We start from the raw sequence: 12,094 nt of genomic DNA, 5'->3' as shown, positions 1-12,094 counted from the left end.
GTGGGCACGGGGGCGCCGTACGGGGTGCCCTGTTCCAGGTCCCAGCGGTGCAGCAGGCCGTCGGCGCCGGCCGAGACGAGCAGGGTGCGCCCGTCGAGTTCGGCGTGCGCGAGGGCGGTGACCCAGGAGGTGTGGCCGGGTTCGGGGGCCGTGCGCGGCCGGTCGGGCGGTATGTGCCAGACCCGCAGCGCCGCCTCCAGGCCCGCCGAGACCAGGACGGGTGGCTGTGACGGTGGACGGGCGAGGGCGGTCACCGCACCCATGTGCCCGACGAAGCGGCCCTGTTCCGTGCCGAGCGTGGGATCCCAGATCCTGATCGTGCCGTTGCTGCTCCCGCTCAGCAGCCGCTGCCCGGCCCCCTCGTCGGGCGCCTGCCGTGCCTGCGGCGAGCCGTCCATGGGGGAGAGGGCGTAGACCGGGCCGTCGTGCGCGGTCGCCGACGTCGCCAGCAGGGCGTGCGAGGCGGCGTCGTAGAGACGGACATGTCCGTCCGCACCGCCGGTCACCACGCTCGGGCGGCCGCCGATGACGGTGAGGGTGAGGGCGGTGACGCCGCACGGGTGTCGCAGGTCCGTACCGGCGCTCTCGCCGAGAGGCGCGCACAGGCGGACGGTGTCCTCGTCGTCCGCCACCGCCACGAGAGGGCCGTCCTGTCCCGACAGGCAGGCCAGGGCGGTGGTACGGCCCAGGCCGGCACGCAGTTCCTCGACCGGCAGTTCACCCAACAAATCCCACAGCAGCAGGCGTCCGTCCGCGTCCGCTGTCACGGCCATCGGCCGTCCGACCACGTCCACGCAGGCGAGGGCGCGTACACCGTGTGCGTCGGGGAAGAGCGGGGCGGCCGGCGCCGGCAGCGGCTCCAGGCCCGGCAGGGTGAGCATCTGGGGGACTCCGTCGGCCGCCACCACCAGCACCACCGCCTGCCCGCCGAGCTGGGTGCAGGCCAGGGCCGTGATCTCCCCGCGGGCGAGGTCGAGCGTCGCGCGTACCCGGCCATGGCGGGCGTCCCACACGCGCAGCCGCCCGCTGCGCGTGCCGGTCACGACGTGCGAGGGGCCCGTCGCGGGTGCGGCGAGTGCCGTCACACGGTCGTCGGACAGGGGGAGAGTGAAGGCGTGGGCCGCGCTGATCCTGCTGGCGGTGGCCCACTGCGGTGGCCAGGCCATCGGCACGCCCTGGCCACGCCCGGGCCGGGCCAGACGGTCGGCGAGGGTACGGGCGCCCTGCCGGACGGCGTCGATGGCCAGGATGTGCCGACGGATCTCGTCCGGGGTTCTTCGGTGGACGTGCGCGCTGGTGCGGTAGACGGCGGCGGCGCTGCGGGCCGTTTCGGAGGCGGCGTGGCCCAGTTCGGGATCGAGCCGGTCGGGGTCGGCGTGGACCAGAAACCCCGGATCCGTGCACAACGCGTCGAAGCGGTCCGCGTCGATGGCGTGCTGAGCGAGGTGGCGGCGCAGATAGTCGTCGAGGTGGGCCCAGCGCGGGCCGTCGTCGGTACCCGGTTCGCGGAGCGTGTCCAGCAGGGCGGTGTACACCGCCTGCTCGGCCGTCTCTCCCGCAGCCGATCGGGGGCCGGGCGAGGCCTGGGCGCGCAGTTCGTCCGCGATGCTCTGGTGCAGCAGGCGGTACAGGGCGGTGCCGCGGTCGTCGGCGACGGTGCGCAGGAAGACGCCGAGTTCGTCGAGGAGTTGTACGACTTCCGCGGTCTGGGCCTGAAGGTCGGGCGGTTCGGTGTCGTCGAGCGCATACGAGTCGTCGTCTGCCCCGGGCGGTGAGGAGTCGGCAGGAGTGGCGTCGGTGGTGGGGCGGGGAGTGTCGAACGCGGTGGCGATCGCGGCCACGAGGGCGACGGGCAGACCGTCGCCCTGGGCGAACGCGAGCGCCGTGAGAACCGGACGCAGCAGATGGTGGGTGTGGTCACCGGCGAACTGAAGGTCCAGCAGGCCCGGCAGGTCCCGGGGCACTTGTTCGCCGAGCAGGCGTGCCGTCTCGGGGTCGTCCAAGGCGGGGGCCACGCGCTCCTGGAGAGCGTAGGAGGTGTACAGGGCGGCGATGAGGTGCGGGCCGGTGGCGGGAGCGTGCTCCGGATCGGCCAGGGCATGCGCGGTGGCGGCGGCGAACGCCGCGGCGTGCTCGCCCTGTTCCTGTCCCAGCAGCCGTTCGACGTATGCGCGCAGATCCCCCTCCAGCGCCTCGTGTCCGACGGCGTCCAGGTCGACGAGGTCGTTGTTGCGGCGGGCATCGGCGATCAGCGACAGACAGGGCTCCTCCTCGCGGGCCGCAAGGAGCACCCGGCACAGCGGCAGCCCGTCGGGCCGGTCCAGGGTGGTCAGCGGCTGGAGCAGACCGCGGGCCAGGTCCGCCGGGTCGCGTGCTTCGTCGAGGGCGTCGAGCACCACGACGGGAGGCTCGTCGGCGCGGCGGCTCAGGGCCTCGATCAGGCGGCGAGGATCGGTTTCCGGGCCGTCGGAGGAATCGGTCCACCCCGGACCGGAGGAGCCGGTGCGGCGCACGAGGGAGCGCACCACCTCGGCGAGCGTGCGCTGGCGGGCGTGGACCGGCAGCGGCGGTGGGTGTGCACTCACCTCTTGGCCCAACGGCTCCCACAACGCTCTGGTGCTCTCACGCAGTTCGGGGTGGGCGGCGCACAACAGCACGCCCAGGAGAGCGGACTTGCCGGCTCCCGGACTGCCCGTGACCACCATCAGGCGACTGGTGCCGGGGCCGCCCGCGAGCCACTGTGCGATCCGGTCGACCTCCGCTTTGCGGCCGGTGAACAGCCCTCGCTCCTGGACGGGCCCGACCGGCAAGCCGGCCCTGCCCTGGGCGTGGCGGCGGAAGTGGTAGGGGTCGGCCACCTCGTCCAGCAGCGGGTGGGATGCCATCGGCGCGGCCGGCAGGTGGGCCGGCCGGGCATCGGCGGCACGGTAGCCGGGGTTGGGCAGGAAGGGCAGTTCGGGGCCCATCGTGTCGAGGGCGTTGACGGTGACGCGCTGGGCGAGGCCGTCACGTGCCTCGGTGGTCTTCCGCAACTGCTTGCGTACCTCGTCGGCGAACCAGTGGAAGCCGATGTGCGGGCTGCTCGGGTCGAATTGCAGGCGGCGTTCGGCCAGCGCGGTCAGCACGTCGGCCACGGCCTCGCTGAAGCGACCGTCCACCGCCATCTCCGCCTCGGCCGAAGCCGCAATCACCCAGGCCCTGTTGGACCCGTCGAGCATCCGGCGCAGCTGCCATTCCAGCCGGGCGGCGGCCCCGGCGTGGCACAGGTCCAGCAGGAACAGCACCAGAGGGCGGCCGGGAAAGTCCTCCACGGCGGAGAGCCAGCCCGCCACCGAGCTGCGCGCGGTGTGCATGCTGTCGGAGCCCAGGACGTACAGGCCGGTGGGTCTGAGCACGCCGTGGCTGACGACATGGACGATGAGGATGTCGTCCGCCCCCGACGTGGTGAGCCGCTCGTGCACGGCGTCGCCGAGCTGGTCGGCGGTCGGGCCGTCCGCCCCGTCCTCCGGCGCCAGCCGTTGGCACCGGTAGCCGAAGCAGGGCAGTTCCAGCGCCGAGGCCACCGCAGTCACCCGCTCCGCCGCGAACAGCAAGGGGTCGGGGCCTTCGTCGTCGAGGCCGAACTCGGCGTCGGGCGCGAACCATCGCACTCCCACGCTCAGAGCGCTGCGCACCAGCCCGTCGACGGACGGCTCAGGTGGAGCGGGAGCCGGAGCGGGAGCCGTGGGCGGGTCCGTGCCGGGCGCGGCGGTCATGGTCGGTGCGCTCTCTCCTGGCCTGCGGTCCGCGTCGTCAAACGCTCCAGCAGCAGGGCGAGTTCGCCGACGCCGGGGCCGTCCGCGCCGACCCGTGCCCTGAGCCGCTCGAGCGCCGCCTCGCCCCAGGCGAGGCCGCCGTGCACGTCACCGCAGTCGGCGAGGAGCTGCACCTGGTCGCGCACGGCCTCACGTACGGCCGGGTCGTCGTCGTCCAGGGCGCCCATGGCCTCCAGATGACGGGTCAGCCCCAGGGGGCCTTCGCCGTCATGGACCGTCGACGCCACGCCGGAACGCCAGGTGATGAACGCGGCCCGCGCCACCCGCTGCGCGGCGACGATCTCCGCTGTGCCCATCCGAGTGCGCCGCACCCGTCCCACCGCAGGGGCCAGGAACACGGTCGCCCCGTCGTCGGCCGTCGTGAGCAGCCCGGCGTCCGCGAGGGCGGCCACTGCCCGGTCTGCGGAATGCGGCAGGGCCTGCGCGACGAACCGGGTCGGTACCGGGCCTGCCGCGAGCACCGCGGACAGATCCAGCAACGGCGCGACTTCCGGGCACAGTTGTCGGGCGTGTTCCTGGGCGAGCGCGCATACGTCGGCCACCGGGTCCTCGAGCGGGGCGGCAGGGGGTGCCTCGGGTGCCGGGTCGGCGCCGAGCGCGGTGAGCAGCGCCTCCGGCGTCAGCCGGGACAGCAGACCGGTCGCCATCGCCAGTGCCAGGGGCACGTTGTCGAGCCGGGCCGCGATACGCAGCGCCACCGGCGCGGTGAGTCCACGCACGCGGCTCCGCAGATACCGGATGCCGGTGGCCCGCTTGAACGGGGGCACGGGCAACAGGACGTACCCGTTCGTCCAGTCGGCGCCGGCGGAGGTGACGAGCAAGGTTCCCGGGCCGTCGGGCAGTGGCGCGGGGAGGTCGTCCGGCGTGGCTCCGTCGACGACCAGGAGCCAGGTCGCGGTGGTCTGTGCCGCGGTGGCCCGCAGCAGGGCGGGCAACTCGGGGCCCGCGCAGGGCCGGCCGCCCGTCACCCAGGCCACATGGTCGTAGGCATGCCCGTACACCTGCACGTACCGTGCGGCCGTCGCGGTGGCGCCGCCGCCCTCGCGTGCGGTGAGGACCACGCCGGTGCCCGGCTCGCCGAACGCGCTCTCGTGGATCTCGGCGAGGAAATCGTCGCGGTCCAGCAGTTCTCCGGCCGGCGGTACGACCCCGGTGACGGAGGGCGTCTGCGCGCCCGGTGCCGTCCGCGGTCCGGCGGAGGGCATACCGGTCGACTCGGCCCAGTCGGTCTCCTGCAACTGCCGGGCCAGCGGATCGTAGCGATCGCTCAGACGGCGCAGGGCCTGCGCGGTGACGGTGGCGAAGGGGCGTACCGAGCGGGCCGCGGCGACCGCGGTCGCCTCTCCGTCCAGGAGCGCCGTGAAGTCGCTGGTGGGTACACCGGAGCGGTGGAGGCCGTCGAACAGCCACCCCGTGACGACGGAGAGGGTGTGCAGAACCTGGGAGCCCGGCGTCATGCCCAGCAGCACGTCCCGGACACCGGGACGGAAGTCGAACTGGACGGGCAGTACGTCGTGCGCGGAGGCGTCCATGGTGTCGGCGTCGTCGGCGCGGGTGACCAGGCCGGTGAAGAGGACCTCGGTGAGGACGGACGGGCGGGAGTCCCCGCACACCGCCTGCTGCACCAGTCGCATCACCGGCGGGCTCAGCGGTACGGCGGCCAGGTGCAGCGCGAGCCGCATCGCCAGCGGGTGGGCATGCAGGGCGAATTCGCGGACCAGTTCCTCCGCGGTCGTCGCCACCGGGGCGGCGGGGAGCGGTGGAGCGGACGTCTCGGCTCCCGGATGGTCGGGGACCACGGTGGCCAGGGTGTCCCATGTGGAGGTCTCGCCGCTGACCAGGGCGGCCCACGGGCCGAGCCAGCGCGGGTCGAGTTCCAGCACGGGTACGGCCATACCGGGTGTCGTCGGCCGGTGGCTGTCGAGCGGGGTGACGCGCAGGCCGATGTTGGGCACACCGGGCGTGTCGGAACCCAGTCGCACCTCGTGGACGCTCAGCGCACTGCGTTTCCACAGCCGCCGCGGCAGCAGTTGGACCAGGGCGACCGGTCCGGACCGCCCCCAGGTGCGCAGCAGCCGGCCCAGGGTTCCGTCGGCCCAGGACGGGCTGACACAGTCGGAGGCCACCAGCACGACACGACGCCCGGTGGGGTCGACGATCTCCAGGGGGCTGCGGTCACCGAGACGCTCGCCGGCTCCCGCCGTGGGCGGACGCAGCACGATGCCGTGCGAGGCGATCTCCTCGGTCGGCAGAAGCCAGTGCTGCACGGACCTGAACGCCCCGACGCTGCCCAGCAGAGACAGGAACTCCTGGATCGTCTCGCGCCAGAGCGTCATGGACACCGAGTCGTCCACGACCAGCACCAGATCCAGCCAGCGGCTGGGCGCCGGACGCAGCACGGGAGACCACTGGGCGGTCTCGACGATGCCCTCCACCGTGGCCTCCTCGTCCAGCACGGTCGCGGTCCGCGAAGGGACCCTGCGGGTCAGCGGCCGCAGGGAGCGGGCGAGCGCAGCCCGCTGCGGCAACGCGGCCGGTGCCCTCAGCCGTACCGCCCCACTCCCCGCGTCCCCGGGCGAGGGCCGTGGCTCGGGCAGGTACAGCAGCCCGTTGCGCGGACCCGGCCCGGTGGAGGGTACGAGCGGGCGTGGCCCCGCGGAGCCGGGCACCGGCGGAGGCTCTTCCCACAGCGAACCGTCGGCCGCCTCGGACACGCTGTCCGGCGTGGTCACGACGGCGGTGCCCTCGGAGGATCCGAGCGGGGGAGCCGACGGGCCCAGACGCTCCGCCAGCCACAGCGCGTCCGCCAGTTGTACGGCCTCGGGGGTCTCCCCGAGGCTACGCAGCAGCTCGGCGAGTTCCCTGATCATGTGCCCGGCCCGAGCGGTCTGAGCAAGAGATGGACCAGTTCGTCGCGGTCCGTGCCGGTTCCGTCGCCGAGGGAGAGATAGATGGCGTTGAGGAGCTGGTCGGTGGAGAGCATTCCCCCCTCGGCCCGGCGGCGCAGGAACGTCTCGATCAGTTGATGGGCGCGGTCGGTCGCCTCCCGGCCCAGATGAGCCTCGACGATACGGGTGAGCTTCTCCACGTCCGGTTCGGGCAACTCCAGTTGGATGCACCGGCGCAGGAACGCCGGCGGGAAGTCGCGCTCGCCGTTGCTGGTCACGACCACGAACGGGAACTCGGTGCACTGCACCTGCCCTCGTACGATCTCCGCGAAGCCGCCGGGATCGTGCGTCAGGACGTGCACCGTGGGCTCCCGGGCCAGGCGAACCAGCTCGGGGATCTCGAACTGCCCTTCCTCGAAGACATGAAGCAGGTCGTTGGGCAGGTCGATGTCGCTCTTGTCGAGCTCGTCGATCACCAGTACCCGTGGGCGCTCGGACGGAAGCAGCGCTGTGCCGAGCGGTCCGAGCCGCAGGTACGTCCCGATGTCGGAGCGTTCTTCCGAGCCCGAGGAGAACTCGCCGTACGCCTGGGGCGCGACGGAGGCGAGGCGGCCGGCCTCCCGGAGACGCCCGATCGCGTCGTACGTGTACAGGCCGTCCTTGAGCGTCACGCGGCTGGTGACCGGCCACGTGAGCACCCGACCGAGCCCGAGTTCCAGCGCCACGTGATGGGCGAGGGTGGATTTGCCGGTGCCGGGCCTGCCCGTGACCAGCAGGGGACGGCGCAGCAGCAGAGCCGCGTTGACGGCTTCGACCGTGTTCCGGTCCGATTGGTAGACGCGTGCCCGTGACGTGGGCCGGTCGAGGGTCTCGCCGAGGGGTTCGCCGCGGGTCATGGCGCGCCACGGCGGCGGCGGGGGCAGATGGTCGATCCTGCTGTGGGGTTCGCCGTGGCCTTGGTATATACGCCCGTTGTACACGTCTTCCCGTTCCTTCCGGCCTGCCGTCCGGCTGGCGTCATCGGGTACTACGGCCATCGCAGTGCGGTTCCGGCCCCCACGGTGCGGGTCGGATCGTCCCACAGGAGAGCGATATGCCGGGCCCAGTCCAGTTCCGTCGTCTCGGATGCTTCAGAGCGCAATGACCGCATTCGTTCCGGCAGTTGATCGGACCTGCCGCGGTGGAACAGTTCCCGCGCGAACCGTTGGAAGGCTCCGCGGGGTGTGCGGTGGGCCGGTCCCGTCTGTCGGCTCCAGACCGCCACCGGCACACCCGCGTCGAGCACCGCGCCGAGCGCGTCCGCCGTGCCGAGGCGTGAACGGTCCTCCCCCTCCGGCGGCTCGACGACCGCGGCGCAGGCGGAGTACGGCACGGCCGGAGAGTCGTACGCGTACGGCGACCGGCCGGGATTCAGCCAGAGCACTTCTCGCTCCGACAGCACATCGGCACGGTCGAAGGCCCTCCAGCGCCGTGACCACTGCTCACGGGCCGAGGGGTCGGTAGCGCGTTCGAGATCGCGGACGACGACGGCACAGTCGGTGCCGAGGGTGGCCCCCGGGCGGCGTGCCACCGACGGCTGTCCGTTCGTCACCCACTGGTCCACGGGAAGGCTCAGCAGCAACCGCGGCAGCATGAACTCCACGCGCTGCGGCGGGTGGCCACCGGTGAAGTCCCGTACGACATGCATGAACTCGTCCAGCATGGAGGGGATCTCGGACAGCGGTCGGGGCCTGTCCTCACGTACCAGCGGCAGCCATGCGTCCTGGTCGTATCCCAGCCAGGCCGACAGCAGACAGGAGTTGTCGCCGGGAAGATAGGGTTCGAGGCTGAGTACGAGGAGGGCGTCCTCGGTCGCGGGACCGCGCGGTTCGTGGTCCGGCGGGGGCGGGAGAGGAAGCCCCAGACGTCCGGCGAGCATCGTGTGCCAGCGGTGCACCGCGGCGCGCGCCTGTTCCGGCAGACGGTCACCCACGACCAGTCGCCGGGTGAAGCGCAGGACGCGGGACTCCTCGCCCCGGGGTGCCGGCAAGTCCTCCAGAACAGCCAGGGCTTCGCCCGGACCGTCCGGCAGACGTTCGACGACAGGGCTTGCCGCCCCCAGATAGGCCGCGAGCCAGGGCCTGCCCTCCACGGAGTCGAGGATCGACACCAACTGGCGCCGCTCGGTGTCCTGCAACTCCGGCGGCAGGGAGAGCGCGTGGACGAGCCGCCGGAACCGCTCCACTGCGGGGGTGCCGCCTTCGAACACCTCGAGTACGTCGGCCAGGGAGGTGAGCCCGCCGGGAATACGCAAGCAGGCCTGCACAATGGCAAGGGCCTCCATCCGTGCGACCGGGTAACGCGGAATCTGCGCAGCGATCCGGGGCCCCAGTTCGTCGATGATGACCCCACGGGTGGGGTCGTCAGAAAAGCTGGTCAAGGTGGTCAGGATCTCGGTCAGCTCGCCCAACGCCCCCCGCGCAGCAGGCTCTGGCATGAACAGCCCCATACCGCCCCTATGGTGAGTGCGGACCGCCCGGTCATGGACGGGCCAATTCTAGAGAGCAAAGCCGACGTTCGTGTCTGATCGACAGTTTCATCGAGTACCCGTCCGTCGCAGGCAGACGCGGGGCGAGATCTGCCCGGGCGGCGTCGGCACCGGAACACGGAGTCGGCCGAGGACCTCGCCGAGCAGCTGCGCATTGCGCCGGCCAACGCGCTCTGGGTCTGGTGCAGGCGCATCAGCCGGGAGGAAGCGGTCTTCCGGGCCGACGTCGACGTCGATGAGAACCGCGCCCCCGCCGGTTCCCACGGCGGCCGGCCGCCGCACGAATGGTTAAGACGACTCAGAGAGTGCGCTGCATGCACACCAGTTGCTTGCGCTCATCCCATGACTGGGTGACGGTGAAGCCGAGTCGTTCGTACAGAGCAATGGCCCCGGTCCGCCATTCCCACACCGAGAGCCGGACGGTGTGCACGCCATGATTGGCAGCATCACTGAGCGCAGTGCCGAGCAAGGCGGACGCAACGCCCCGGCCACGGGACTCGGGGGCGGTCCAGAGCCTCTTGATCTCTGACTGCCCATGGGTCGGGGAGGTCACCACCAGGCACCCCCCAGTAGCGTTCTCCAGGAAAGCCACCAGTACGACGTCGTCGGCGAATGCGGTCCGGGGGTCGGTGATCTCTGCCCGGTAGCGGTCCGGCAGACCGTTTACGTCGGCCACCGGTTCGCCCTTCTCGGCCTCCGTCCGAAGATGGTAGGCGGCCAGCAGCGCGGCCAGGTCATCCTCGATCGGTGGGGTCTCGCCTGGCCAGCGAACGATGGCAACCTCGTGATCAGTCATGACTCCAGCATCACTCACCCGGCAAAGGTCCGGGCTCCCCGTGGACACTTTCGATGCACGCCCTACAGACCCAGGTCCACTGCCAGGCAGGAGTAGTGGGACCACGCGCCGGCCGGGTCGTATGCGGCGGCCGCGGCGTCTGCCGGGACGGCCGGCTTTTCCACGACCATGTCCTCGAAGCGTATGCGTTGAGGCAGGTGGCCGAACCGCTCCTGTCGCGCCTGTGCGGCACCGTCGGTCGCGCTGTGTGACGTGTCCATGATCGATCCTTCGTCATCGGGTGACTGCCGGCCGGTGAGTACTTCCGGCGGCAAGCGACGCTCCAGCGGGGAGACCGAGCTGACAGGTCCCCTGTCGTACCAGTCGTCACCGGCCGCCGTGCATGGGAGAGCAATGTGGGTCGGGGCCGTATTCCGTGGGTCGTGATGTGCGGCTCTGGGCCGGGCCAAGACGACGTTGCATTCTCAGCAGCGGGGGAGGACGCTGTTCGCCGTCGAGCAGGGCGGCGGTGACTGTGTCCCGGGCCATCCGCTGTCCGGGCGGGCTGCCACTGCGCGGCCCACGGGGCTGCCGCAGGCATTCGCGCAGTTCGAGATCACCGACTGGACGGTGATCGAACACGACCGTCCGGCCCGGTGCCCATGGTCCTGGTGCGCCGGAGCCGCGGTCGGCCCGCCGGCGCCGGGCAGGACGGCGGACGTCCTGTGGCGTCGGCCGGGTGACCGGTGACTGGCCGTGATCGGCCATCCGAGGGCGAGCGCAATCGTGCCCCGGGAATCACAGGGGAGCGGCGATCGGAATCCTGCGCCGGGCCGCCGGGCCGCCGGGCCGCTGGGCCGCTGGGCCGCTGGGCCGCCGGTCGGACGGGCCGCTGGGCCGCCGGTGCCGCCCCGGCGGCCCCGCCACAGGACCTCCTGGACGGTGATTCCGGGCGGCCCGCTGGCGGTCGGTTTTTGGCGCCCTTCACGTCTCATCCGACTTCCGCTCGGTTCGGGCAGCGGAAGCCGCCTCGGTGTCTGCGCCGGAGGGGCCCCTGTGGCCTCGTCCATGGCGCGGGCGCCCACCGGTTCAATTCGGAACCTGCCGTGGTGCCTGCGGATCACTCTGGAATTCGTCACGGTGCTGGCGCACCCACACGTCCACGGGTGTGGCCGGGCGGCCGGTCAGCGTCTGGACCTCGTCGGTGCAGCGGTCGTACCGGTTCTCGCGGTGCAGCCGGGCCATGGTGGCCAGGTGCTGCTGGACATGGGCATCCAGGCCCACCGCTTCCAGCTGAGCGGCCCAGGCTTCGAGGGTGAGGGGCTCGGCTGCCACCGGCTGCTCCAGACCCCGGCCGAAGGCGTCCGCGAGTTGCGGCAGGGCCATGGACCGGGGGCCGGTCAGCTCGTAGACCGGGCCCGTGTGCGTGCTGGGCGCGAGCAGGACGGCCGTGACCGAGGCGGCGACGTCATCGGCGGCGACAGGTGAGGTGCGGCCCGTGCCGAACGGCAGTGCCAGCACGCCGCGTTCGCGCAGGCCCGGAGCGACGATCTCGTTGAACAGCGGGTTCTCCAGGAACACGGTGGGCCGCATGTGGACCACGGGAACCCCGGACCAGTCGAGGACGTGCTCGGCAAGGAAGTGGAGCCGCTGCTGCCGGGACTCCGCGGTGCTGGTGGCGGTCATCTGCGAGACGGTCATCTGCGACATGTTCACCACCACCTCCACCCCGGGCGAGGACCGGGCGGCCAACGCCCACACCGTGGTGGCCTCCAGGTACCGCTCGGACACGCCCATGCTGAAGAACACCCGGTTCGAGCCGTCCAGGACCTCGGCGGCGTGCCCGGGATCGGTCAGGTCACCGGCGATCACCTCGGCGCCCAGCTCCCGCAACTGCCGGGAGCGCTCGTCCTCGCGGTGCACGGTCGCCCGCACCCTTTGACCGCCCTCCAGCAGCATCTGGACGACGGTGCGGGCCACGCCTCCCACCCCGCCCCCAGCGGCAGCGGTCACGACATACAGCGGCGTTTGCCCCATCGGTGCCTCCTTGATCGTGCGCGCGTCACGCGGGAGCCGGCGAGATCCCGCA

The 12,094-nt window shown here is 72.2% G+C and carries 7 protein-coding genes; all 7 read right to left on the bottom strand.

Going from position 1 to position 12,094, the window contains the following annotated elements:
• The coding region (locus FNH09_RS23400) for an AAA family ATPase (RefSeq protein WP_152891150.1) at positions 1–3,755 on the bottom strand (3,755 nt) is incomplete at its 3' end.
• Positions 3,752–6,685 carry an SAV_2336 N-terminal domain-related protein gene (locus tag FNH09_RS23395; RefSeq protein WP_152891148.1) on the bottom strand — a complete coding sequence of 978 codons (2,934 nt, stop codon included), beginning with the start codon at positions 6,683–6,685 and terminating at the stop codon, positions 3,752–3,754. The genes FNH09_RS23395 and FNH09_RS23400, both read right to left, overlap by 4 nt.
• Positions 6,682–7,683: an AAA family ATPase gene (locus FNH09_RS23390; protein WP_338017662.1), complete on the bottom strand. Its 1,002-nt coding sequence runs from the start codon at positions 7,681–7,683 to the stop codon at positions 6,682–6,684. Before FNH09_RS23390 ends, FNH09_RS23395 begins: the two co-directional genes overlap by 4 nt.
• Positions 7,684–7,730: 47 nt before the next feature.
• Entirely contained in the window at positions 7,731–9,179 is a 1,449-nt protein-coding gene (locus tag FNH09_RS23385; protein ID WP_274390261.1) for a VMAP-C domain-containing protein, read from the bottom strand.
• 349 nt (positions 9,180–9,528) lie between these two features.
• The gene (locus FNH09_RS23380) at positions 9,529–10,026 is read right to left on the bottom strand and encodes a GNAT family N-acetyltransferase (RefSeq protein WP_152891144.1); all 498 of its coding nucleotides are present in this window, start codon (positions 10,024–10,026) and stop codon (positions 9,529–9,531) included.
• A 62-nt stretch (positions 10,027–10,088) separates the two neighbouring features.
• A complete protein-coding gene (locus tag FNH09_RS23375; protein WP_152891142.1) occupies positions 10,089–10,286 on the bottom strand; it encodes a hypothetical protein in 198 nt (65 codons plus the stop codon).
• A gap of 808 nt (positions 10,287–11,094) precedes the next feature.
• Positions 11,095–12,042 carry an NmrA family NAD(P)-binding protein gene (locus FNH09_RS23370; protein ID WP_152891140.1) on the bottom strand — a complete coding sequence of 316 codons (948 nt, stop codon included), beginning with the start codon at positions 12,040–12,042 and terminating at the stop codon, positions 11,095–11,097.
• Between the last annotated feature and the right edge of the window lie 52 nt (positions 12,043–12,094).

Source organism: Streptomyces adustus (assembly GCF_009377175.1).
Classification (GTDB): Bacteria; Actinomycetota; Actinomycetes; order Streptomycetales; family Streptomycetaceae; genus Streptomyces; species Streptomyces adustus.
Note: the sequence above shows the minus strand (reverse complement) of the source record. Positions and strands in the feature narration are given on the sequence as shown.